The organism is Rhizobium sp. CRRU65, assembly GCF_048551595.1.
GTDB lineage: Bacteria > Pseudomonadota > Alphaproteobacteria > Rhizobiales > Rhizobiaceae > Rhizobium > Rhizobium leguminosarum_J.
In genome coordinates this window covers 1-22,289 of record NZ_JBLYZH010000031.1, presented here as the reverse complement: position 1 = coordinate 22,289, position 22,289 = coordinate 1, and the positions used below count along the sequence as shown (strand labels likewise).

Annotated in this window: 22 protein-coding genes and 1 tRNA gene; 12 read left to right on the top strand and 11 right to left on the bottom strand. The window is 60.7% G+C overall.

The annotated features are described in order from the left end of the window. The first annotated feature begins 248 nt into the window (after positions 1 to 248). Positions 249 to 782 (top strand): GcrA family cell cycle regulator, encoded by a 534-nt coding sequence (locus tag ACM5SV_RS35805; protein WP_012755911.1) that lies wholly within the window; start codon positions 249 to 251, stop codon positions 780 to 782. A gap of 242 nt (positions 783 to 1,024) precedes the next feature. Here the strand turns inward: ACM5SV_RS35805 and phoB are convergent, their stop codons facing one another. The 7 genes from phoB to phoR form a co-directional block, all read right to left on the bottom strand. Further along, positions 1,025 to 1,708, bottom strand: a complete 684-nt coding sequence (gene phoB / locus ACM5SV_RS35800; protein ID WP_003545181.1) for a phosphate regulon transcriptional regulator PhoB — start codon at positions 1,706 to 1,708, stop codon at positions 1,025 to 1,027. A gap of 134 nt (positions 1,709 to 1,842) precedes the next feature. Next, the gene (phoU, locus tag ACM5SV_RS35795) at positions 1,843 to 2,556 is read right to left on the bottom strand and encodes a phosphate signaling complex protein PhoU (RefSeq protein WP_012755910.1); all 714 of its coding nucleotides are present in this window, start codon (positions 2,554 to 2,556) and stop codon (positions 1,843 to 1,845) included. Between the two features lie 44 nt (positions 2,557 to 2,600). Then, positions 2,601 to 3,416 carry a phosphate ABC transporter ATP-binding protein PstB gene (gene pstB / locus ACM5SV_RS35790; RefSeq protein WP_003556197.1) on the bottom strand — a complete coding sequence of 272 codons (816 nt, stop codon included), beginning with the start codon at positions 3,414 to 3,416 and terminating at the stop codon, positions 2,601 to 2,603. 16 nt (positions 3,417 to 3,432) lie between these two features. Further along, positions 3,433 to 4,755 carry a phosphate ABC transporter permease PstA gene (gene pstA, locus ACM5SV_RS35785; RefSeq protein ID WP_003556196.1) on the bottom strand — a complete coding sequence of 441 codons (1,323 nt, stop codon included), beginning with the start codon at positions 4,753 to 4,755 and terminating at the stop codon, positions 3,433 to 3,435. Further along, complete coding sequence (pstC, locus tag ACM5SV_RS35780) at positions 4,752 to 6,233, bottom strand: phosphate ABC transporter permease subunit PstC (RefSeq protein WP_222018146.1); 1,482 nt, start codon at positions 6,231 to 6,233, stop codon at positions 4,752 to 4,754. The genes pstA and pstC overlap by 4 nt, the downstream gene beginning before the upstream one ends. A 170-nt stretch (positions 6,234 to 6,403) precedes the next feature. Then, positions 6,404 to 7,438 carry a substrate-binding domain-containing protein gene (locus ACM5SV_RS35775; protein ID WP_003556194.1) on the bottom strand — a complete coding sequence of 345 codons (1,035 nt, stop codon included), beginning with the start codon at positions 7,436 to 7,438 and terminating at the stop codon, positions 6,404 to 6,406. A gap of 583 nt (positions 7,439 to 8,021) precedes the next feature. Next, entirely contained in the window at positions 8,022 to 9,245 is a 1,224-nt protein-coding gene (gene phoR, locus ACM5SV_RS35770; protein ID WP_012755908.1) for a phosphate regulon sensor histidine kinase PhoR, read from the bottom strand. Between the two features lie 243 nt (positions 9,246 to 9,488). Between phoR and ppk2 the strand changes: the two genes are divergently transcribed. Further along, positions 9,489 to 10,370: a polyphosphate kinase 2 gene (gene ppk2, locus ACM5SV_RS35765; protein ID WP_012755907.1), complete on the top strand. Its 882-nt coding sequence runs from the start codon at positions 9,489 to 9,491 to the stop codon at positions 10,368 to 10,370. Positions 10,371 to 10,423: 53 nt separating this feature from the next. Here the strand turns inward: ppk2 and ACM5SV_RS35760 are convergent, their stop codons facing one another. Continuing rightward, positions 10,424 to 11,608, bottom strand: coding sequence for a hypothetical protein (locus ACM5SV_RS35760; RefSeq protein ID WP_012755906.1), 1,185 nt, complete (start codon positions 11,606 to 11,608; stop codon positions 10,424 to 10,426). 286 nt (positions 11,609 to 11,894) lie between these two features. On the opposite strand from ACM5SV_RS35760, the gene ACM5SV_RS35755 reads away from it, so the two are divergent. The 8 genes from ACM5SV_RS35755 to ACM5SV_RS35720 all read left to right on the top strand — a co-directional run bounded on the left by ACM5SV_RS35755 (position 11,895) and on the right by ACM5SV_RS35720 (position 17,407). After that, positions 11,895 to 12,854, top strand: coding sequence for an NAD(P)H-dependent flavin oxidoreductase (locus ACM5SV_RS35755; protein WP_012755905.1), 960 nt, complete (start codon positions 11,895 to 11,897; stop codon positions 12,852 to 12,854). A 121-nt stretch (positions 12,855 to 12,975) separates the two neighbouring features. Beyond that, a tRNA-Thr gene (locus ACM5SV_RS35750) sits at positions 12,976 to 13,051 on the top strand. 176 nt (positions 13,052 to 13,227) lie between these two features. After that, positions 13,228 to 13,701 (top strand): hypothetical protein, encoded by a 474-nt coding sequence (locus ACM5SV_RS35745; RefSeq protein WP_012755904.1) that lies wholly within the window; start codon positions 13,228 to 13,230, stop codon positions 13,699 to 13,701. After that, entirely contained in the window at positions 13,698 to 14,063 is a 366-nt protein-coding gene (locus tag ACM5SV_RS35740) for a type II toxin-antitoxin system RelE/ParE family toxin (protein WP_012755903.1), read from the top strand. The genes ACM5SV_RS35745 and ACM5SV_RS35740 overlap by 4 nt, the downstream gene beginning before the upstream one ends. Before the next feature lies 1 nt (position 14,064). Continuing rightward, a complete protein-coding gene (locus ACM5SV_RS35735) occupies positions 14,065 to 14,388 on the top strand; it encodes an addiction module antidote protein (RefSeq protein WP_012755902.1) in 324 nt (107 codons plus the stop codon). A gap of 223 nt (positions 14,389 to 14,611) precedes the next feature. After that, positions 14,612 to 15,007, top strand: coding sequence for a hypothetical protein (locus ACM5SV_RS35730; RefSeq protein ID WP_012755901.1), 396 nt, complete (start codon positions 14,612 to 14,614; stop codon positions 15,005 to 15,007). Positions 15,008 to 15,266: 259 nt separating this feature from the next. Beyond that, a complete protein-coding gene (locus ACM5SV_RS35725) occupies positions 15,267 to 16,757 on the top strand; it encodes an MDR family MFS transporter (RefSeq protein ID WP_012755900.1) in 1,491 nt (496 codons plus the stop codon). A gap of 74 nt (positions 16,758 to 16,831) precedes the next feature. After that, the gene (locus ACM5SV_RS35720; RefSeq protein ID WP_222018148.1) at positions 16,832 to 17,407 is read left to right on the top strand and encodes an AAA family ATPase; all 576 of its coding nucleotides are present in this window, start codon (positions 16,832 to 16,834) and stop codon (positions 17,405 to 17,407) included. A 188-nt stretch (positions 17,408 to 17,595) separates the two neighbouring features. On the opposite strand, the gene ACM5SV_RS35715 is transcribed toward ACM5SV_RS35720, so the two are convergent. Next, positions 17,596 to 18,441, bottom strand: a complete 846-nt coding sequence (locus ACM5SV_RS35715) for a class I SAM-dependent methyltransferase (RefSeq protein WP_012755898.1) — start codon at positions 18,439 to 18,441, stop codon at positions 17,596 to 17,598. 274 nt (positions 18,442 to 18,715) lie between these two features. On the opposite strand from ACM5SV_RS35715, the gene ACM5SV_RS35710 reads away from it, so the two are divergent. After that, the gene (locus ACM5SV_RS35710; protein WP_012755897.1) at positions 18,716 to 18,967 is read left to right on the top strand and encodes a hypothetical protein; all 252 of its coding nucleotides are present in this window, start codon (positions 18,716 to 18,718) and stop codon (positions 18,965 to 18,967) included. Positions 18,968 to 19,105: 138 nt separating this feature from the next. Here ACM5SV_RS35710 and ACM5SV_RS35705 read toward each other — a convergent pair whose 3' ends face one another. After that, positions 19,106 to 19,483 (bottom strand): nuclear transport factor 2 family protein, encoded by a 378-nt coding sequence (locus tag ACM5SV_RS35705; protein WP_012755896.1) that lies wholly within the window; start codon positions 19,481 to 19,483, stop codon positions 19,106 to 19,108. A 127-nt stretch (positions 19,484 to 19,610) separates the two neighbouring features. On the opposite strand from ACM5SV_RS35705, the gene ACM5SV_RS35700 reads away from it, so the two are divergent. Next, positions 19,611 to 20,069, top strand: coding sequence for a MarR family winged helix-turn-helix transcriptional regulator (locus tag ACM5SV_RS35700; RefSeq protein WP_012755895.1), 459 nt, complete (start codon positions 19,611 to 19,613; stop codon positions 20,067 to 20,069). 26 nt (positions 20,070 to 20,095) lie between these two features. On the opposite strand, the gene ACM5SV_RS35695 is transcribed toward ACM5SV_RS35700, so the two are convergent. Further along, entirely contained in the window at positions 20,096 to 22,096 is a 2,001-nt protein-coding gene (locus ACM5SV_RS35695; protein WP_128440355.1) for an ABC transporter ATP-binding protein/permease, read from the bottom strand. Between the last annotated feature and the right edge of the window lie 193 nt (positions 22,097 to 22,289).

The window sequence follows — 22,289 nt, the reverse complement described above, 5'->3', positions numbered from 1 at the left end:
GTCTTCAACAGGCATTATTGCAGAAATGCCACGCAGGGACAGCAAGTTGGGGAAAACTACGAATTCGATTCATCCGGATTCATGCGACTCTTGTCACGGAGTCAGGCTCACACTAGGTTAAAGATCAATTACTAGACTGCATGCGGCGGAACTAGTCACCAAAATTGATCAAGCGTTTCTTGTTTCGGAGCTCCCGGGACAACGGTGAGGGATTCTGCCATCACCAACGCAAAAGGTGGAGACAGGGCATGAACTGGACAGACGAGCGGGTCGAGAAACTCAAGAAGCTTTGGGCCGAAGGACTGAGCGCGAGCCAGATCGCGGCACAACTTGGCGGTGTCAGCCGAAACGCGGTCATCGGTAAAGTGCACCGGCTGTGCCTTCCCGGCCGTGCCAAGGCCGGCGGCACCAACACCGCGGCGCGAACGCCGAAGCGCAATACATCGGCGCCGCGCGCGCCGAACTTCGCCTCTCGCATCACCACCCGCACCGTCACCCGCCAGCAGGGCGCGACGATGCTGAAGGAAGAGATCGAGATCGAAACGATCGAGGAAATGGAATACGTGCCGAGAGGCAATGTGGTGGTGCCGATTTCCCGCCGCCTCGGCCTGACGGAACTGACCGAACGCACCTGCAAGTGGCCGGTCGGCGATCCGCTGAAGGATGACTTCCATTTCTGCGGCTGCGAGTCCCCCGACAATTCGCCCTATTGCGGTTATCACCAGAAGCTTGCCTACCAGCCGGTGAATGAACGCCGCCGGGCAGCGGCGCGGGCCAGCTGAACGGGCTGACCATCGTTAGAATGCAGAAAACGGGCCGAGTGGCCCGTTTTTTTATGCGCGGATGGAAGCTCAGGTTTCCCTCCGTCATGCTCGGCCTTGTGCCGAGCATCTGATCACCTCAACTACTTGAGGGAAAAAACTTTATTTTCAAATACTTCATTTGGCGTGCGCAGATCCTCGGCACAAGGCCGAGGATGACGTCGCGGGTTTTGCCAGGGCTCAGCAGGCTCAGATGAAAGCCCTCAGGCTTCCATCGAATAACCGGCGCCGCGGACGGTGCGGATGACGTCCTGCATGTTGGAGAAATTCAGCGCCTTGCGCAGGCGGCCGACATGGACGTCGACGGTGCGCTCGTCGACATAGATATCGTGGCCCCAGACACCATCCAACAGCTGTGAGCGGGAGAAGACCCGGCCCGGCGACGACATCAGGAATTCCAGCAGGCGGAATTCGGTGGGGCCGAGGCGGACTTCGCGGGTCTTGCGATGGACGCGATGGGTCTCACGGTCGAGCTCGATGTCACCGCATTTCAGCACCGTCGACAGCACCTCGGGACGGGCGCGACGCAGCATCGCCTTGACGCGGGCAACGAGTTCGGGGGTCGAAAAGGGCTTGACGACATAATCGTCGGCGCCCGTCGACAATCCGCGGACACGCTCGCTCTCTTCGCCGCGCGCCGTCAGCATGATGATCGGCAGACGCTCGGTCTCCGGCCGCATGCGCAGGCGCCGGCAGAGCTCGATGCCGGAGACGCCGGGCAGCATCCAATCAAGGATGAGAAGATCGGGCGTGCGCTCCTGAAGCCGCATTTCGGCTTCGTCGCCACGAAGGATGGTATCGACCTCGAAGCCTTCCGCTTCGAGATTGTAGCGAAGAAGCACGCTGAGGGCTTCCTCGTCTTCAACAACTGCAACTCTCGGGATCATGCGTGTCGGTCTCCTCGCGCATGATCCTTAAACCAGGGTGATTTAAGCAATGCATCCTGCGCAAATTTAAAAATTGGCTGCGACCTCTTTGCGCGCCCGGACGGGCGCGCACGCAAGCGGCGGGGTGTGGGCAGTTATTCGGTGACCGCGCCGACGGTGTTGGCGCTGTCGTCCTTCGGCCGATCGCCTTCCGGCTGCGCGCCTGTCGTCATGTAATAGATCGTCTCGGCGATGTTGGTGGCGTGGTCGCCGATGCGCTCGATGTTCTTGGCGCAGAAGAGAAGATGCGTGCAGCTGGTGATGTTGCGCGGATCTTCCATCATGTAGGTCAGGAGCTCGCGGAACAGCGAGGTGTACATCGCGTCGATCTCGTTGTCGCGTTCGCGGATCGCATTCGCCTTGTCGGCGGAACGATTGGTGTAGACGTCGAGCACTTCCTTGAGCTGGACGAGCGCCAGCTCGGACAGATGCTCGAGGCCGCGGGCGAGCTTGCGGGGAACGCCGGTGCTTTGGACGGCGATGACGCGCTTGGCAGTGTTCTTGCCGAGGTCGCCGACGCGTTCGAGATCGGCGGCGATGCGGATCGAACCCATGATTTCGCGCAGGTCCGCGGCCATCGGCTGGCGGCGGGCGATGGTGACGATCGCCTTGTCGCCGATTTCGCGTTCGGCGTGATCGAGGATCACATCGTCGGAGATGACCTTCTGCGCCAGCGCGGTATCGCCGTTGACGAGCGCCCGTACGGCTTCGGCGACCATCTGCTCGGCCAGGCCGCCCATTTCGGAAATCCGCCTGGACAGGAACTTCAGATCATCATCATAGGCAGAATAAATATGTGTCGATGCCATGGGGCTTTATCCTCGAATAACGGAAAGGCTTGGTGACGCCAAAATCAGCCGAAGCGACCCATGATATAGTCCTGGGTGCGCGGATCGTCGGGATTGGTGAACATCTTGTCGGTGTCGTTCTCCTCGACGAGATTGCCGAGGTGGAACATGGCGGTGCGCTGCGAAACACGCGCGGCCTGCTGCATGGAATGGGTGACGATGACGATCGTGTAGTTCTCGCGCAGCTCGTGGATCAGCTCCTCGACCTTGGCGGTGGCGATCGGGTCGAGCGCCGAGCAGGGCTCGTCCATCAGGATGACTTCCGGGCTGACGGCGACGGCACGGGCAATGCAGAGGCGCTGCTGCTGACCGCCCGACAGGCCGGTGCCGGATTCGTGCACGCGGTCCTTGACCTCGTTCCAGAGACCGGCGCGCTGCAGGCTGGTCTCGACGATCTGGTCGAGATCGGCCTTCGACTTGGCAAGGCCATGGATGCGCGGGCCATAGGAGACGTTTTCATAGATCGTCTTCGGGAACGGGTTCGGCTTCTGGAAGACCATGCCGACGCGGGCACGAAGTTCGACGACGTCGATATCGGGATCATAGATATCGTCGGTATCCAGCGTGATCTTGCCGGTGACGCGGCAGCCGTCGATCGTGTCGTTCATGCGGTTGAGGCTACGCAGGAAGGTCGACTTGCCGCAGCCGGACGGGCCGATCAGGGCGGTTACGGTGTTTTCGCGGATGTTCAGGTTCACATCGAATAGCGCGCGCTTTTCGCCGTAGTAAACCGAGACATCCTTTCCGATCATCTTATACGGGACGTTGCTCATCTTGTGATCCAGCGCCTTTTCAACTGCAGCTTCCGTCAACATGTTCATGATCTTGTAACTCCGTTTACCAGCGGCGCTCGAAGCGACGACGCAAGAGGATGGCGCCCATGTTCATGACGATCAGGAACAGGAGCAGGACGATGATGGCACCCGAAGTACGCTCAACGAAGGCACGTTCGGCCTCGTTGGCCCACATATAGACCTGTACGGGCAGAGCCGTCGAGGGATCGAGCGGTGTCGTCGGCGCGTTGGCGACGAAGGCGACCATGCCGATCAGAAGCAGCGGCGCGGTTTCGCCGAGCGCATGCGCCAGGCCGATGATCGTGCCGGTGAGGATGCCGGGCATGGCGAGCGGCAGAACATGGTGGAACACCATCTGCATCTTCGAAGCGCCGAGGCCGAGGGCCGCGGCGCGGATCGACGGCGGCACGGCGCGAAGGGCGGCGCGCGTCGCGATGATGATCGTCGGCAGGGTCATCAGCGTCAGCACCAGGCCGCCGACCAGCGAGGCCGAGCGCGGCAGGCCGATGAAGTTGATGAAGACGGAAAGACCGAGCAGACCGTAGACGATCGAGGGGACCGCAGCGAGGTTGTTGATGTTGACCTCGATCAGGTCCGTCAGCTTGTTCTTCGGTGCGAACTCCTCGAGATAGATCGAGGCGGCGACGCCGATCGGCAGAGCAAGCACGAGGACGATCAGCATCAGGTAGAGCGAGCCGATCAGGGCGACGCCCAGGCCCGCGGCCTCCGGACGGCTGGAATTGCCGTTGACGAAGAGGCCGGTATTGAACTGCTTGTGGAGAGCGCCGCTCGCCTTCAACTCGTTCATCCAGCCGACCTGCTTGTCGTTGACCTTGCGGTTCTTCTCATCGACCGACAGATCGATCTGGCCCTTGTTGGCGCTGTCGACATTGGCGTCGGCAAGCACCGTGACATTGACCGTCTTGCCGATGATGGACGGATCGGCGACGACCATGTCGCGCAGCTGGACCGGCGCACCCTTGGAGAGCATGGCGGATGCATCGCGCACATCGGGACGGCTCGCGGCATTGACGTTCAGCTGCTTGACGATCGCGTCGCGCAGGAGAACCGGATAATTGGCGGCGATCAACACCGAAGGGTCGGTCGCACGCTTGTTGTTCGGGTCGATCGTCTTCTCGGAGAATTCGATCGGCAGGGTGATCGCCGTCTGCTGGAAGGCGGTATAGCCCTTGCCGATCACCGTCCACAGCAGGATGAACAGGAAGACGAGACCGAAGGTGATGGCGGCGATGCCATAGGCCTGGAACCGGCGCTCGGCGGCATAGCGGCGCTTGATGCCGATATCGCGGCGCACCGGCGCCTTGGAAACGGTGACGCCTGATGTGGGAGAAACAATATCCGTCATTCGTACTGCTCCCGGTATTTGCGCACGATGTAGAGCGCATAGATATTGAGGCAAAGCGTGATGCAGAACAGGGTGATGCCAAGGGCGAAGGCAACCAGCGTCTGCGGCGAGGTGAACTCAAGGTCGCCGGTCAGCTGGTTGACGATCTTGACGGTCACCGTCGTCATCGGCTCGAAGGGGTTGATCTGGATGCGGGCGGCGACACCGGCGGCCAGCACGACGATCATGGTTTCGCCGATGGCGCGCGAGGCGGTCATCAGCAAGGCGCCGACAATGCCGGGAAGAGCGGCCGGCAAAACCACTTTCTTGATGGTTTCGGAGCGTGTGGCACCAAGACCGAGCGAACCGTCACGCAAGGTCCGCGGCACGGCGGTGATGATGTCGTCCGACAGCGAGGAGACGTAAGGGATCAGCATGATGCCCATGACGATGCCGGCCGTCAGAACGCTCTGCGCCTGGATGAAGTTGCTGTAGTTGCCGGACAGAAGGCCGCTGATCTGGGCAGAGAAATCGCGCAGGAACGGGCCGACGGTGACGAGCGCGAAGAAGCCGTAGACGATCGTCGGAATGCCGGCGAGCACTTCGAGGAGCGGTTTGGCGACGCCGCGCAGCTTCGGCGAGGCGTATTCGGCCATGTAGATGGCGGCAAAGAGGCCGACCGGCACGGCGACCAGCATGGCGACCAGACCGATATAGATCGTGCCGAGCAGCAGCGGGATCAAGCCGAACTGGCCGAAGGACGAGCTGCCGGCGCCGGCAAAGCGTGGATCCCAGACGGTGCCGAAGAAGAAGTCCATGGCGGGAACGGCCGCAAAGAAGCGGGCGGCTTCCGACAGCATGGAGAAGACGATGCCGATCGTCGTCAGGATGGCGATCGAGGAGGCAAGCAGCAGGCCCCAGAGCATGACGCGCTCGACCCGGTTGCGGGCGCGGAAGCGCGGAGCGATGGAACGCAGCGCATAGAAGGCGCCGGCAACGGCGAGAGCGAAGACGATCGCCGTCATGGCGATGCGGCTCGTCATGCTCATCGCGTTGAGCTTTTTGGCGGCGTCGAGCATGTAAGGCAGCGGCTGGCTGGCAAGCGGCACGCCCTTTTCGAGGAGCTTGGCCTGCAGGGCAGCCGGATCGTTGGCGACCGCGGCAGTTTCATCCGAGGTCAGCATCGTCATGCCGCGGGCAACCGTCGCCACCGTCGAATAGCCGAGATCCTGCTCGACTGCGGCTTGCGCTTTGATGTCGTCGGGGAAAGCACCGCGAACCGAGGACTGGATGATGCCGGGGCTGATGGAGAGCCAGAGGCAGAGGACGAGCAGGGCGGGAAGAACTGCCCAGATCGCCGCATAGGCGCCGTAATAGACCGGCCGTGAATGCAATGCGGAGGATCGGCCTCCGGCAAGCGCCGTGGCACGACTGCACGCGACCAGATAGGCGGCGGCACCGATCACCACAAGGCACAAAAGTATGATGGATGTGCTCATTCGTTACGTCCCCAGGCCCATAGCCCCCAAAAAGCCCGGCAGCTTCATCAGCCTGCCTTCAGCTTCCAATCATGGAGAAGGAATTCCAACCCTGCAGCTCCAGAACCGCTGGCGCGCAGGGACATAAGCAACGCCGGCGCGGGCCAAGAAGGACCGCGCCGGCAAAATGATTACATGGACTTGCCTGCTTCGACGTCCTTGCGGATTGCGTCGCGCTCTGCGTCCGGAGCGGCAACGAGGCCGTATTCGACGAGCGGGCTGTCGGGGCCGATCATCTGGTCGGATACGAAGAAGTTGACGTATTCCTTCAGGCCCGGAACAGCGCCGAGATGTGCCTTCTTGACGTAGAAGAACAGCGGGCGGGAAACCGGGTAGGTGCCGTTGGCGATCGTTTCGGTGGACGGAACGATACCGCTCATGCTCGCAACTTTGAGCTTGTCGGCATTGTTTTCATAGAAGGAAAGGCCGAATACGCCGACGCCGGTCTTATTGGCGGCGATGCGTGCGAGGGTTTCCGGATAGTCGCCGTCGATGTCAACGGCAACGCCGTCCTTGCGGACTGCGACGCAGGCCTTGCCCTGGGCAGCCTTGTCGGCGATTTCCTTGGCGATGACGTCAGTTGCGCCCGAAGCCTTGCAGCCGGCGGCGAGAACGTTCTGTTCGAAAACTTCGCGGGTGCCGTGCTTTTCGCCCGGGATGTAGGCAGCGATATCAACAGCCGGAAGCTTCGGGTTGACTTCCGACCACTTCTTGTAAGGGTTGGCGACGAGCTTGCCGTCGACGACGACCTGGGCTGCGAGGGCCTTGTAGATGTCGGCAGGAACGTAGGCGACGTCAGGGTTGGAAGCGTCGGTTGCGAAGACGATGCCGTCGTAGCCGATCTTGACTTCCTGGATGTCGGTTACGCCGGCAGCCTTGCAGGCTTCGGCTTCGTTCTTGTTGATCGGACGCGAAGCGTTGGCAATGTCGATGGTGTCTTCGCCAACGCCCTTGCAGAATTCCTTCAGACCAGCGCCCGTGCCGCCGGATTCAACGACCGGCGTCTTGAAGTTGGTGAAGGTTTCGCCGAAGGACTCGGCAACGATCTTTGCGTAAGGCAGGACGGTGGACGAACCAGCAACCTGAATCTGGTCGCGGGCGACGGCAGCGCCAGCGAAAGCAGCAGTTGCGGCGAGCGCGGCAACGGTGAGCTTAAAGGTGTTCATGTAAATCTCCCGGCATTTGGGCTTGTGTGAGTGCGGCCTTAGAGAGGCCCTCGCATTGCCTTTTTTCATCGGCGAGACTCTCTTAGCGCTGTAAGCACCGTCCTTTTATGTCAAAGCCGTGAAACATTTGTGACAGGTTACGTTATTGATTTATAATGATTTATTTTAAATAGGCCAAACGATCGTGCCGGGCGGCCGGCAATGTTTGCCGGTCAATCCACCTCGCGTTGTAAAAATGGCTGCAGATAGGCGAGCGGTTGCGGTCACTTCCCGCTTGCGGCCGCCACCTTCTGCCCGCTCGCGGGGCTAAGGGACATGCCGCAGCGTCTCGACTCCCTCTTCTCCCCTCGGGGAGAAGGTGCCCGTAGGGCGGATGAGGGGGCCAGCGAAGCCGGTCTTTCCTATGACCCGGGCAACGGTGCAGGCGTCGTCTCGACCATCGTCAAGGCCCTTGCGCAGGCATCGCGGAATAGGTTTTACGTGAGGTTTTGCCGTGCGGCCCCCTCATCCGCCTGCCGGCACCTTCTCCCCGAGGGGAGAAGAGATTTGCGGCAGCCTCTCCGTTCCTCACGCGACACATACGTCAGAAACGGACGGTAAAATCAGTGCCCTTGCCGACTTCCGACTTGACGATCAGCCGCGCGCGGTGGCGGGTGAGGATGTGCTTGACGATGGCAAGGCCGAGGCCGGTGCCCTTTTTCGAGCGGCTGTCCTCGATGCTGACTCGGTAGAAGCGTTCGGTCAGGCGCGGTACATGCTCGGCCGGAATGCCCGGCCCCTTGTCGACGATGCTGACCTCGACCGGCTGGCCGGTGCCGTTCTTCAGCCAGACATCGACGATCTCGCCCTCCTGGCCGTATTTACAGGCATTTTCCATCAGGTTCTCGAAGACCTGGACAAGTTCGTCGCGGTCGCCCAGCACCTCGACCTTGCCTTCCGGCAAATGCAGGTTGATGTCGACGCCGACATCCTTTGCCAGCGGCACCAGTGAATCCCGGACATGGCCGAGCAGCGGCACCAGATCGATCTTCTCATCAGGCGCGATGTGCGATTTCAGCTCCAGACGGGAGAGCGACAGCAGGTCGTCGACCAGCCTGCTCATGCGCGTCGCCTGATCGAGCATGATATTGAGGAAACGCGTCTGCGCCTTCAGATCGTTCTTCGCCGGCCCCTGGATGGTCTCGATGAAGCCGCGCAGCGAGGCAAGCGGCGTGCGCAGCTCATGGCTGGCATTGGCGACGAAATCCGAGCGCATGCGGTCGATGCGGCGGACCTCCGATATATCGCGGAAGGAGAGGATGAAATAGCGCTCACGTGGACCGTCCTCAGCGGCGAATTCAATGGGGGCGCTGCGCACGATATAAACGCGCTCGGAGGGCAGCCGCTCGGAATGCTCGATCTGGTTCGGCGCGTTGGTGGCGATGGTTTCGCGCACCATGTCGAGCACGCCGGGCGAACGCATACGGGCCGATATATGGGCGCCGAGCGCCACCTCGCCGAAGGCCTTTTCGGCAGCGCGGTTCTGGAAGAGCACCGAGGCGTCTTCCGACAGCAGCATGACGGGGATATCGAGGCCCGAAAGTGTGGCGGAAACTTCCGGCAGGCGGCTTGGCGGCGCCTCCGGCTTGATTTCCACCGGCAGGGCGGGTTCTGCCTCGATGACGGGCGCCTCATTGAACAGCGCGGTGAGGATCATCACAAGCAGCAGGGCGAGCACAACCCACTTGTTCATGCCGGCGGCAAGCGCCGCGAGCGCGCTGAGGATCGCCGCAAGCAGCACCGGCCGTTCGCGCCTTATGCGCGCCAACAGGCTTTTTCTCCATGGAGTTTCGTCTGGCAAGTGCCCTCGCGGCGTCGATTCGTTTTTCGTTATATTGAACTCTGCCTGATAGCGGCAATTCATGACAGAAGTTTTCGGGTTGCCGCGTCCCAAGCGAAAGGCAGCAGCCGAAACCCATGAAAAATGGCCGGCCGGCCGCGAGAGATTTGATTTTCAACGGTAAATATGTTCGCTTGGAGGACGAGAAGCGATCGGGCTGAGGAGGCTGATATGGACGAGGACATCGAAAACAGGGCCGTGGAGCTGGAGATCCGCGGAAAGAAACGCACCTTCGATGTCGACGACCCCGCCCTGCCGAACTGGGTGGACGAGCACGCGCTGGAATCCGGCGACTTCCCTTACAAGAAGAAGCTCAAGGAAGAGGACTATCTGGAGGAGCTGGAGAAGCTGCAGATCGAACTAGTCAAGGTGCAGTTCTGGCTGCAGGCGACCGGCAAGCGGGTGATGGCGCTGTTCGAGGGCCGCGATGCGGCCGGCAAGGGCGGCGCGATCTCGGCCTCCTCGGCGCATATGAACCCACGCCTTGCGCGCGTCGTGGCGCTGACAAAGCCGACCGAGCGCGAACAGGGGCAATGGTATTTTCAGCGTTATGTGGCGCAGTTTCCGACCGCTGGCGAATTCGTGCTGTTCGATCGCTCCTGGTACAACCGCGCCGGCGTCGAGCCGGTCATGGGTTTCTGCACGCCGCAGCAATATGAGGATTTCCTCAAGCAGACGCCGCAGCTCGAAAAGATCATCGCCCATGAGGGCATCTTCTTCTTCAAATTCTATCTCGATATCGGCCGCGAGATGCAGCTCAAACGTTTCCACGACCGTAGGCACGATCCGCTGAAAGTCTGGAAACTGTCGTCGATGGATATCGCGGCGCTGACCAAATGGGGCGACTACAGCGAAAAGCGCGACCGGATGCTGAAGGAAACCCATACGGATTTCGCGCCCTGGACGGTGATCCGCGCCAATGACAAGCGGCGGGCGCGCCTCGAACTCATCCGCCACATGCTGAACAAGATGGATTATGACGGCAAGGACAAAAAGGCGCTCGGCACGGTCGACGAGGAGATCATCGGCTCAGGGCTAGGCTTCCTGAAATAGGGCTTTCCGAACAGGCTGGCCCGCAATCGTCACCGGCTCCGCCGGGACCGGCCTTACTGCCCCGGCAGGATGCGTATGGCGAAGAGGTTGATGCCGCGCGCCTTGCCGTCGAGATCGCTGTTGATCGTCAGCGTGCCCGGCGAATTCGGCGCCAGCGAGCGGTCGAACTTCACCTGCAGCAGCGCATCCGACTTTTCCCGGGTGACGGTAAAGCGGTGACGGGCGCAATTGCCGAGCGTCTGGAAATTGCATTCGACGGTGATCTGCGTCGGCTCGTCGGTGGTGGACTGCAGCGTCAGCGCGATCGTCGAGGATTTTCCGGCCAGCTGCTGCAGCACCGATGGCGGCACGCTGATCGAGACATTGCCATCGGCCGCACCGCTTTCGGAAATCAGCCGTACGGCAGGACCGTCATTCTCGGCGATTTTTTCGGTGCGCGCCCGCGGGCCGCTCTGGATCTTGTCGGCGTCCTCAGGCTTGAACAGCGGGATCCAATCGGCCGAGAAACTGTTCTGCGGATCGATGGTCACCGGCTCATCGGTGTGAGAAGCGGCATTGCCGGCGCTGTCGTCATTGCCGGTAAAATCCTCCGGTTGCGTGCTTGCCGGCGGATTGGCGACGCTGGTGTCGCGCTCGGCCGCCGTCATCAATAGGCCTGACGTATGCGCCCACCAGGCGCCGATGCCGATGAAGGCCAGCAGGACGCACCAGACGAGCAGCCTCGAAAAGAATTTGCGTGGCTTGCGCCGGCCTGCCGCCCGCTCCGGGCGGAAATCCATATTGGTGGCGCGCTGACCACGGGCAAGGCGCTCCTCGCCGACGGGGGCGGCAGCCAGATGATCTGTATTGCCGGCATGCACGTCGTCGAGGCTGGACTCGTCGCCGCGGTGCATAACCTCAGGCGCGCGGGTCTCGCCTGACACCATCGGGCCGTCGAACTCATCGGCTTCGGCCTGGTGAACCGGCGGCGCCGGCATTTCCACGACCGGCGGCACGGGCACTTCAGGCGGTCTCTGGCGGGGATGAAGGCGGTCGCGCTCCTCGCCTTCGATGGCGTGGATGGTGCTTTCCAGGCGGTGGCGGTGATGGGCGACGACCTCGGTGTCGGTGATATCCTGCTTGCGCAGCCCGGCTTCCAGCGCCTGGCGGGCCGACTGATAGATCCTCGCTCGAACCTCTGGATTATCGCGATCGGAATTCTCGAGCGCCGTTCTGATGGCCGTTTCTAATCCGCTCACATTCAGTCCTTCACCTTGAATTCGGCATCGGACTGCAATCCCCGCCGTTCTCCATCAAAATTCGGTAACGGCAAGTGCGGCAAACCGCAAGCCTTGCAGGCCCGGCCGCCATCGATCGGCGGGGATATCGGCAGGTTTCACCGCTTGTGGGCCTTATTCTATTAGCTTTCTCGGACGTATATATTCGGGCTGAAATCGACGAAGGCATGGCAGCCGCTCTTTTATCGCCTTTTCATCTCTGTTATGAGATTGACGTTTTCGTAAACGTCAATGGAAGCGACGAACCATGGCCCTGCCCCCGATCCTCAAGGACAGATTGAGACTGCCGGTCATCGGTTCGCCGCTGTTCATCATTTCGCATCCAGCGCTGACGCTGGCGCAATGCAAGGCCGGCATCGTCGGAGCGTTTCCGGCGCTGAACGTCCGGCCGGAAAGCCAGCTCGACGAATGGCTGGCGGAGATTACCGAGGAGCTCGCCCGCCACGACGCCGCCCATCCGGAGCGGCCGGCCGCCCCCTTTGCCGTCAACCAGATCGTCCACATGTCGAACAAGCGGCTGGAGCACGACCTCTCGCTCTGCGTCAAATACAAGGTGCCGATCGTCATCTCCTCGCTCGGCGCCGTGCCCGAAGTCAACGCCGCCGTGCACTCCTATGGCGGCATCGTGCTGCACGACATTATCAATAACCGCCACGCCCATTCGGCGATCCGCAAGGGTGCGGACGGGCTGATCGCGGTGGCGGCCGGCGCCGGCGGCCATGCCGGGACGTTGTCGCCCTTTGCGCTCGTCCAGGAAATCCGTGAATGGTTCGACGGGCCGCTGCTGCTGGCAGGCGCCATCGCCACCGGCGGCGCTATTCTCGCCGCAGAAGCGATGGGCGCCGACATGGCCTATATCGGCTCGCCCTTCATCGCCACCGAGGAAGCCCGCGCCGCAGCCGCCTACAAGCAGGCGATCGTCGAAGGGGCCGCCAGCGATATCGTCTATTCCAACTATTTCACCGGCGTGCACGGCAACTATCTCAAGCCCTCGATCCTCGCCGCCGGCATGGACCCCGACAACCTGCCGCTTGCCGATGTCTCGAAGATGGATTTCGAGCAGGCTGTCGGCGGCGCCAAGGCCTGGAAGGACATATGGGGCAGCGGCCAGGGCATTAGCGCCGTCAAGGCCGTCGAGCCGGTGGCAAAACTCGTCGACCGGTTGGAGGCCGAATACAGGGCGGCGCGCACCCGGCTGGCGCTCTGAGCGCGCCTTCTTGGTCCCTCCCCTCTTTTTTGCCAAAGCCATGACAGGGTGCTTGAAATCTTCCAACAATGGCTGTATCAGCGCCATGCAAATCGCAGGCCGCATGCTTGGGCCGTGAAATGCCGCTTTAGCTCAGGTGGTAGAGCACATCATTCGTAATGATGGGGTCGCAGGTTCGAGTCCTGCAAGCGGCACCATTTCTTTATAAGCCTCTTTTAAAATCCTTCGTTTACCTTTAGCTGCCTTTGGCCACTCGGCAGCGAAAATTTCAGTAATTAGAGCCTCTTCACTCATAGCGGCTGGGCTGCCCTTCATCTACATATGCGCGACCGATATCGATCGAACGAGAGCAGGTTTGCGATTAGGAGGTTCTATGAGGACATCGCTTTTAAGTATCGCGCTTTTCACATTTAGCTTGTCCGCTGCGCAGGCAGCAGACTTCCCTCTCGCCTCATGTGCTGGATGGAACGGAACGCTTGTCAGCAGGACCGGCACCGATTCAAGCACCGCAATTATGAAAGGAAAGGTCACTCAAGCCGATTTCCGGGAATACTGCGAGCGAGACCCAGGAGGTGAGACAACAGCACATGGCGGCAAACTTACTGTAAAGCAGTGCGTGGCAACGTATACAAAAGCGAATGGGAAAGACACCTATCGCTCCACCGCCAATTGCATCGAAGGCACCCTGTCCTTCGTTCCTCCTCGTGGAGAACCGCTGCGTGTCACTTTCCCATTACCAGAGGACGCAGATGTGTCGTGCGCCTCAGGCATGCCGCCGCTGATCGAGCAGTTCAAGCTCCTCTGCCCTCAGGCGGCGCGGGAGTTTCATTTGATGGATGACGAATGACAGGAGGGCCGTCTCAGCACTCCGGTCAACAAAAAGTTGACTACTCGCGGGAGGGTGTTAATTATAGTTCACGGAAATACACGGTTCTCCAGACAGCCGAATTCCAGAAATGGCTGCGCAAGCTGAAGGATCGGAATGCAAGAGACCGAATTGTCACGCGCATCGTTCGTGCGGAGGCTGGCAATTTGGGCGACCACAAATTCTTCGATGGCATCGGGGAATTGAGGCTCGACTACGGTCCTGGGTATCGTTTGTATTTTGCAATGCAGGGCAGCGTTGTCGTTATTCTCCTGTGCGGGGGCGACAAGGGCAGCCAGGAGCGGGACATCAAGCGAGCAATCGAAATGTCCAAGGAGATATGAGATGGCGCTTGAAATCATCCCTTTTGACGCAACCGAGTTTCTGGACACCGAAGAATCTCAGGCCCATCTCATTGAAGACGCGTTTGAAAGCGGTGATGCAGGTTATATCGCGCACGCATTGGGCGTTGTTGCGAAAGCTCGTGGCATGTCACAAGTCGCCCGGGATGCCGGCGTTACTCGCGAGGCTCTGTACAAATCGCTCAGTGAAAAAGGCGACCCAAAACTCTCGACGCTCATCGGCGTAGCTGCAGCTCTCGGATACAAGCTGACAGCGACGCGTGTGGGTGATTCAGATACGCGCGAGGACGAGCGCCGATCTGCTTAGCAGGCACGATCCAAACAATTCGGACGCTGCGGCCGATTTGGCTTCAAACAAAATTTCGAGCCTCGACAGCCGCTTTCTCTGCCCATCACGGAGATACAGGTCCAGTAGTCGCCCAAGCCGTTATCTGTCCCAATCAAACGACCGTGAAATCCGCAACTACGACAGGAACAATGCCCCCACCAAGCTGGTTTTCTCCCGTGAGACAACAAGCATGGAGAAAATCATGCCCTGCAAGTTCATCGCAATATCGCTGCTTTCGATCGGTCTGGCCGGCCCGGCGCTGGCGCAGACGGCCGGGGGTGCGGATGCCAATGGGCGGCTTTCGGTGGCACCGATTATAGGCGGATCGGGGAGTTCGGGCGCCGGTTCGGCCGGCGCGGGGTCGGCGGGCACTGGTTCTGTCGGCGGCGGTGCAACGGGCACCGGGTCGGTGGGGACTGGGTCTGTCGGAACCGATTCCGGCACCACCGGCAGCACGACTGGCAATGGCGGCGTCAATCTCAACAGCGGCCGCAGCACGATCAATCCCGGCGGGGTCAATCCCAACCTGCAGCAGACGCCGGGTTGCACCAGCGGCAGCGCGGACACCGGCTCGCGGGGCGAGGCATGCCCGCAATGAGGATGAGGTGGCGGTTCGCCTTCCCTTCTGACAAAACGGAGGCCCGGAGCGGAATGGCGCCGGGCCGTTGCTTTCGGCCGCCGCTTCCCTGACATCACGCGAAAACAACCGGTGCTGTCAGAAACCGGTCGCGGCCTGCTTTACCGGCCGGGCTTGAGGTCGTAAAAGGACGGCATCACTCCGCAAGCGGCGCATCGCCCCACATCTCGCCAGCCTGCCGATATTTCCGGCATCTGCGGAGCACCCGAAGAGGATCGTCATGTCGAATGCAGCGCAACGCTCGAACCGCGTGCTTATCGTCGCCACCATCATGCTCGCGACCTTCATGGTGGCGATCGAGGCGACGATCGTAGCGACCGCGATGCCGCGCATCGTCGGGGAGCTCGGCGGCTTTTCCTATTATAGCTGGGTGTTTTCGGCCTTCCTGCTGGCGCAGTCGACGACGACTGTTATCTACGGCAAGCTTTCCGACATTTTCGGGCGCAAGCCGGTGCTGATCGGCGGCATCCTGATCTTCCTGGTCGGCTCTTTGCTCTGCGGGCTTGCCTGGTCGATGATGTCGCTGGTGCTGTTCCGGCTGCTGCAGGGGCTGGGCGCCGGCGCCATCCAGCCGGTGACGACGACGATCATCGGCGATCTCTTCAAGCTCGAGGAGCGCGGCCGCGTGCAGGGCTTCATGGCGACCGTCTGGGCGACGTCGGCTGTCGTCGGGCCGCTGGCCGGCGGCATCATCGTCGACAACATCTCCTGGGCCTGGATCTTCTGGATCAACCTGCCGATCGGCGTCATCTCGATCATCGCCTTCATGGTCTTCCTCAAGGAGGACGTGGCGCACAAGCAGGCAAAGATCGATTACCTCGGATCAGTGCTGTTTTCGATCTCGATCGTCGCACTTCTCGTCATGCTGACGGAAACCGATGCCAGCGCCTGGATCCTGATTTCGCTTTTCGCCGTCTTCGTGATCGCGGGCATCCTCTTTCTCGCCCAGGAGAAGCGGGCGCCGGAGCCGATCATCTCGATCCCGCTCTGGAGCCGCAGGCTGATTGCGACCAGCAATGCGGCGACGCTGCTGGCCGGCATGGCGCTGATCGGGCTTTCGACGATCCTGCCGCTCTACGTGCAGGGCGTACTTGGCCGCTCGCCTCTTGTCGCGGGGTTCACGCTCACCATGCTCGTTGTCGGCTGGCCCTTGGCGGTGATGCTCTCCGGCCGTTTCTACAGGGCCTTCGGCATCCAGCGTACCTTGCGCGTCGGCAGCCTGATGTTTCCCTTCGGCGCCTGTTTCCTGTTGTTCCTGACACAGGAAAGCTCGCCGATCGTTGCCGGCGCCGGCTCCTTCTTCATGGGCTTCGGCATGGGTCTCATCAGCCTCACCAGCATCGTGCTGGTGCAGGACAGCGTCGAATGGTCGATGCGCGGCAGCGCCACGGCCTCGATCATCTTTTCCCGCAGCCTCGGCAATACGCTCGGCGCCACCGTGCTCGGCGCCATCCTCAATGCCGGCATCAACCATTATGCGAGCGGCGAGGCGGCGGCCGGCCTGCACGAGGCGCTGAACCAGCCGACCGGGCTCTCGGCCCTCGCCGCCGATCCGGCCATCCGCTCGATCTTCAATGCGGCGCTGCACTGGAGCTTCTGGGGCGTGGTCGTCGTCGCGGTGCTGACCTTCTTCACCACCTGGCTGATCCCGGTCGGGCCGAGCCAGAAACGCGAGGGGACGGCTGTCGCCAGCGAGGCGGCATCGCATTAAGCGGTTCAGCTCGTGGAAGCGCAGAAATGCTGTGTTTTCACACCGATGGATTGTGTTGGGAGAGTTGTCGAACGATGAGTGTTTTCGTGTTGCTCTTGGGGTTTCCGGGCGTCGGCAAGCTGACAATCGCCAAAGAACTCGGCTCGCTTATATCAGCAAAGGTCGTCGATAATCACTGGTTCAACAACCCGATCTTGCGCCTCCTCGACGAGGAGGGGACCGCTCCGCTGCCGAAGGGCATATGGGAGTACACCGGCAGGGTCCGGCAGGCCGTCCTGGATGCGATCACCGCCTATAGCGGCCCGTCGGCGAATTTCATTTTCACCCATGCCGGTGTCGAAGGCGATGAGCGGAGCACACGGACCTACGAGCAGTTCGTCGAAGCCGCCAGACAGCGCGCCGCGGTCTTCGTTCCGGTGAGATTGCTGTGTGCCGAAGAAGAATTGGCGCGTCGCGTTTCGGCTCCCGCACGGCGCGACCACTTGAAAACGACCGACGTCGAGACGTCGAGGAGCCGAAGCCAACAGGCCGTTTTTCTCAATATCCCGCACCAACACGCGCTGACGTTGGATGTGACGCTCACGTCGCCCTTGGAAAGTGCTGCGGCATTACGGGATCATGTTGTGACATGCCTGCCGAACGGGCGCTGATTGTGTAATTGCATGCAACGAAAGAGGATATTCCGAAGTGTGGTGTCGTCATCGACGTCACTCTCCCGCTCACGGTCGTCGTCGATGAGATTCTCTTGAAATGCGGAGAGGTGGACCAAGGGGCAAATTAGACTCGGCGTCGCGCGACAAATCGCTACGATTCCGATTCAAGGAATTCTGCAGTTTGGCTATCGCGTGCCTGTGATCACAGTTGCCGTTGAGCGAAGGTAAACCTTGCCATCGCTGACGGATTGTAGCGCCAGTTCCAGAACCTCGCCGCGGATTTTCTCCCGTGTCGCCGCATCTGCCCTGGATAGTCCAGCGACGACAGGCGCGGCGACCTCAGTCATGAAGTCCCAGTAGCGCGCCGGGGTATCGTGCACCATCATCGCCGACACCTCCTCCTCGGCGACATCGAGAAGGCCCGCCTCTTTGAAGGTCTCGACCATCATGCCTTCCCCGGCACAGCGGAACAGGCCCGGAGAGCCGGGTGGTGGCGCTGATATGTCCACGTGGCGGGCGATCGTGCCCATGATCGTGGTCGCCCATGGATTTTTGGCAGGCGCGCTCCAGACGGCTGCGCTGACACGCGCACCGGGTTCTGCCACGCGTGCCATCTCCTTGGCGGCGGCAGCGATGTCAGGGAAGAACATAAACCCAAACCGGCACAGGACGGCGTCGAAACTGGCATCGGCAAAAGGCAACGTTCCCGCATCGCATAGGCGAGTTTCGAAGTTTTTGAGGCCACGTCTGGCCGCATTTTCGGCGGCAGCAGTCAGCATATTTTCCGAGAGATCGGTGACGACGACATGACCCTCGGGGATTGCCGCCGCCGCCGTCAGGCCGGGTTCGCCAGTGCCAGCTGCTATGTCGAGCACGTTAAAGCCGTTGGAGAGATTTGCGCGCCGGAGCATGGCGTCACCAAACGGGGCGAGCCAGCTGAGAACCAGGCTGTCCCATTTCTTCCAGCCGGCAGAAAACTTGTCCCAGGTCTCACGTTGATGGTTACGGATATCGTCGAGATTTGCTGACATGCACCGGCTCCCCCTACGTTCAACCGGCAAAGCCGGGAACGTCGGTACTATGCGCCGCTGATGTCGGGATTCAATGGAAATAAGCGCAATCGGGCCAACCGCCAGGCATGACCAAACCTGTTGGGACAGAGTGATGAATTGACCAAGACTATCGGAGCTTTTATACAATAGCTTTTGCGAAACTCCGGATTGGCCAAAATTAATCCTTTTAAATCAATAGGCTTCTCCTGGATGGTGCAAATCAAGAATGCGGAACCAGCGGATTGCTGAAGCGATGCAGTCCAGCTGTATGCATCAGCCATGGAGAAAGAAAATTATAAAGATCATGGTCTTGCTGCACAGCGCCGATGGCATGGCTTGGCAGTCTCCCCCCAAAGGCACCAGCCTGAAGACACTGAGCGAAGCCGAGGAGCAAGGCTTCATCTTGATCCGCGGGGAATTTCAGAAACGCCAATTCCGTCTGACAGAGCTGGGCTCCAACTATGTCGAGCGCGACAAGCGGCGTCTGGAAGCGCGCAGGCTCTGAACCGATAGTGCCGGCTAAGCGCGAATTGAACGCATAAGCCAGGCTTCCGACGGCCGAAAGGCCAGTCTGACAATCGCGCTTCGCAACAGGAGCGGTCATCCCCGCATGGGAAGTACCAGCTTACAGAGCATGCTGGGCTTACAGCGCATCCCGGATATCGAAGCGAACAATTTTATCGCCCTGCATGCGGAAGATGTGCGTCACGGTCTTGTCCTTCAGGCCATGAGCCCGCCCTTCCAGCGGCCGGCCATCGAGGTCGAAGACCGACTGGATCACCTCGACAGCGATAGCGCCGTCTGGCGTTTCCTCAAAGGCCACCGGCTCGACGTGTGGACTGATGACGGCCCATTGGCGTGTCCAATAATCGCGTACAGCCTCACGACCATGAACATGGCCACCATCCATGCCGTTGGCCCAGGCGACATCATCGGAAAGCACGGCAAGCACAGCGTCGATGTCTCTGGCGTTGAAGCTGGCATAGATGCGCTTGATCATTTCGACGTCATTTTGAGACATATCGTTTCCTCAGTGGAGATTGAAACATTCGCTGTGCGGCATCGAAACGCCATTGCCTCGTGCCGCGCATCAAGTTACATACGTACATATATATCTTACGGTCAAGCGCAGGCAAGGGGTAAGCCGAATGGACGACGACGTGCTTTCAACGCCGGGGCATCTCGTCAGTCTTGCGGCGCGGGGCTTTGCCCGTCTCAGCGAGTCACGCCTTAAACCGCTCGGCTTCGGTGTCGGCCAGTTGCCGGTGCTGGTCGCGCTGCAAGATGGCAAAGCCAGCACTCAACGCGACCTCGCCCGCTTTGCCAGGATCGAGCAACCGCCGATGGCGCAGATGCTCGCACGCATGGAGAGGGATGGCTTGATCAAGCGGACACGCGACCCGGCTGACCGCCGCAGCAGCCGTATCGTGCTGACGAAAACTGCACAGGAACGTATGCCGAAGGCAATTGCGGCCCTATTCCAAGGGAATCGTGAGGCACTGGCCGGGTTCACGGATGCGGAAGCGGGACAACTTGCAGATCTGCTGACGCGGCTGATCGACAATCTGGATCAAATTGCGAGCGCAGAGCCTTCGTCAGGTGTTTGATGGTTTTGTGGCCAAACGGACAGTGTCTATTCGGGGACTGTGCCGCCTTCATTCGCGGTCGTACTGCCTTTCGGCGGGGAGCGCCGCTTCTCCAAAACGCGTGACAGCAAGTTCCGTTTTCTCTTGCGCTTGATCAGGTCGATATCGCTGACAAGCTTTGCGCCGCCCTCGCGCCGCTCGAGCGTGATCTTGCGGCTATGGAAGACTTCCAGCTCAGCGCGATGCGCGACGCTCAGGATGGTGACTTCAGGCAATTCATCGATCACCATCTGCATCATCTTATCCTGGCTCTTCTCATCGAGTGCTGCCGTTGCTTCATCCAGCACGATGATATCGGGTTGGTGCAGCAGCAGACGCGCAAAGGCGAGCCGCTGCTTTTCGCCACCCGACAAGGTCTGGTCCCAGGGCGCATCTTCCTCGATCTTGTCGTTCAGATAATCCAGTCCCACCTTGTCGAGAGCCGCCTTGATCTCGTCCAGCGGCCAGCTATCGGCGGCGCCCGGATAGGCGACCGCACGGCGAAGCGTGCCCGAAGGGATATAGGGCCGTTGCGGCAACATGAATAATCGCCGGTCGGCATGGAAATTGACGCTGCCGCCGCCCCACGGCCAAAGACCCGCGATGGCCCGCACCAGCGTGCTCTTGCCCGACCCGGATTCACCGGACACAAGCACCCGCTCGCCGGGCTCGATTTCGACCCGGGTTTCCGTCACCACGGCGGTGCCATCGTCAAGCGACACGGAGAGATCGTTGAGGCTGAGCATCGCCTCGCCTTCGGTTTCACCATGCTTGATGCGCCCGAGCGAGTCGCTCTGTTCGGCGCGCTCCAGCCCGTCGAGCGACATCATCAGCGAGGCGATGCGCCGTGCACAGGCATTCCAATCGGCAAGACGGGGATAGTTGTCGACCAGCCAGCCGAACGCGCCCTGAACGATGGCAAAAGCAGAGGCGGCCTGCATGACCTGTCCGAGGCTCATGCTGCCTTCGAGAAATTTTGGTGCGCAAAGCAGGACCGGGACGACTGGCGCAATCAGCATCGACCCATGCGACACAAGCGTTGTGCGCATGTGCTGGCGGGCAAGCAGCGCCCATTGCCTTAGCACATTGGCGAAGGTCTTATCGAGGTCGTTACGCTCCTCCTCTTCGCCGCCGAGAAGCGCGATGCTCTCGCCGTTTTCCCTGACATGCGTCAGCGTGTAGCGAAACTCGGCTTCTGCTTGATTTTTGGCCTCGGAGACGTGGACGAAATAGCGGCCGATGACCGCCATCGAAGTAGAGGTGATCGCGGCGTAGAGGACCGCAGTGACGACGAGAAAGCCGGGAATGGTAACGGGGAAACCTGCGATCGGCAGAGTGAGAGCCCCGCCGATCGTCCAGAGCACCACGATGAAGGTCGAGGCCGCCAGAAATGCGGAAATGACACCGGCGATGAAATCGACGGGTGCTTCGGTGGCAATCCGCAAATCCTCGGAAATGCGCGCTTCCGGGTTCTTGTGGTCGCCGCCGATGAGATTCAACTGATAGTAACGGCCGTTTGCAAGCCAGCGCGCGATGACTGATGTTGTCAGCCAGGAACGCCAGCGACGTTGGATCATCATGCGAACGGCGACCTGTATCGTGACAATGGCGACGGTTCCGAGCACAAGCGGCACGAATACGGCGCTCAGGAAATAGACGGTGCCGGCATCGTGTCGCTCTATGGCGTCGAAGATCCCGCGGTTCCACAGATTGATTCCGTACTGGAAGCCGACATTCATGCCGATCAGGGCCAATAGCCCGATCGAGAAGGGCCAAGCGAACTTGTCGCCACCGCGACCCCAGTAACGGCGCGCGCTGATCCAGAAACGTTTGAGCAGATACCGCTTGCGCGCCTGCTCGGCCTCTTCAGGTGTCAACTCCGGATCGGGCTCGATGGCATCTGGTGGCGGCATGACCTCGACAGTCGATGCCGTCTCCTGGGGCGAGTTCCCGGCACCGTGCGGTTCGGTGCCGTCGACCGATTTCGGTTTAAGTTTAGCGTCGGCCATAAGCGCGATAACGGCTTACACATCGAAATGTTTCATGATGGCTGCCATCCGCAGTATCGAAAACATCTGCCCCTCACCCTAACCCTCATATGCGCTAGGTTAAGCGAGCGTGTAGATCGTCGCATTGTTTTCGGCGTCGTCGCGGCGGCTCACAGAGGTGGCGACGACTTCGCGTGACGAGATTACAGACGGC

Excerpts from the sequence above, each read along its gene's own strand:
- ACM5SV_RS35805 (WP_012755911.1), top strand. The coding sequence starts at position 249 with ATGAACTGGACAGACGAGCGGGTCGAGAAACTCAAGAAGCTTTGGGCC.
- phoB (WP_003545181.1), bottom strand. The coding sequence starts at position 1,708 with ATGATCCCGAGAGTTGCAGTTGTTGAAGACGAGGAAGCCCTCAGCGTG.
- phoU (WP_012755910.1), bottom strand. The coding sequence starts at position 2,556 with ATGGCATCGACACATATTTATTCTGCCTATGATGATGATCTGAAGTTC.
- pstB (WP_003556197.1), bottom strand. The coding sequence starts at position 3,416 with ATGAACATGTTGACGGAAGCTGCAGTTGAAAAGGCGCTGGATCACAAG.
- pstA (WP_003556196.1), bottom strand. The coding sequence starts at position 4,755 with ATGACGGATATTGTTTCTCCCACATCAGGCGTCACCGTTTCCAAGGCG.
- pstC (WP_222018146.1), bottom strand. The coding sequence starts at position 6,233 with ATGAGCACATCCATCATACTTTTGTGCCTTGTGGTGATCGGTGCCGCC.
- ACM5SV_RS35775 (WP_003556194.1), bottom strand. The coding sequence starts at position 7,438 with ATGAACACCTTTAAGCTCACCGTTGCCGCGCTCGCCGCAACTGCTGCT.
- ppk2 (WP_012755907.1), top strand. The coding sequence starts at position 9,489 with ATGGACGAGGACATCGAAAACAGGGCCGTGGAGCTGGAGATCCGCGGA.
- ACM5SV_RS35755 (WP_012755905.1), top strand. The coding sequence starts at position 11,895 with ATGGCCCTGCCCCCGATCCTCAAGGACAGATTGAGACTGCCGGTCATC.
- ACM5SV_RS35745 (WP_012755904.1), top strand. The coding sequence starts at position 13,228 with ATGAGGACATCGCTTTTAAGTATCGCGCTTTTCACATTTAGCTTGTCC.
- ACM5SV_RS35740 (WP_012755903.1), top strand. The coding sequence starts at position 13,698 with ATGACAGGAGGGCCGTCTCAGCACTCCGGTCAACAAAAAGTTGACTAC.
- ACM5SV_RS35735 (WP_012755902.1), top strand. The coding sequence starts at position 14,065 with ATGGCGCTTGAAATCATCCCTTTTGACGCAACCGAGTTTCTGGACACC.
- ACM5SV_RS35730 (WP_012755901.1), top strand. The coding sequence starts at position 14,612 with ATGCCCTGCAAGTTCATCGCAATATCGCTGCTTTCGATCGGTCTGGCC.
- ACM5SV_RS35725 (WP_012755900.1), top strand. The coding sequence starts at position 15,267 with ATGTCGAATGCAGCGCAACGCTCGAACCGCGTGCTTATCGTCGCCACC.
- ACM5SV_RS35720 (WP_222018148.1), top strand. The coding sequence starts at position 16,832 with ATGAGTGTTTTCGTGTTGCTCTTGGGGTTTCCGGGCGTCGGCAAGCTG.
- ACM5SV_RS35715 (WP_012755898.1), bottom strand. The coding sequence starts at position 18,441 with ATGTCAGCAAATCTCGACGATATCCGTAACCATCAACGTGAGACCTGG.
- ACM5SV_RS35710 (WP_012755897.1), top strand. The coding sequence starts at position 18,716 with ATGCAGTCCAGCTGTATGCATCAGCCATGGAGAAAGAAAATTATAAAG.
- ACM5SV_RS35705 (WP_012755896.1), bottom strand. The coding sequence starts at position 19,483 with ATGTCTCAAAATGACGTCGAAATGATCAAGCGCATCTATGCCAGCTTC.
- ACM5SV_RS35700 (WP_012755895.1), top strand. The coding sequence starts at position 19,611 with ATGGACGACGACGTGCTTTCAACGCCGGGGCATCTCGTCAGTCTTGCG.
- ACM5SV_RS35695 (WP_128440355.1), bottom strand. The coding sequence starts at position 22,096 with ATGGCCGACGCTAAACTTAAACCGAAATCGGTCGACGGCACCGAACCG.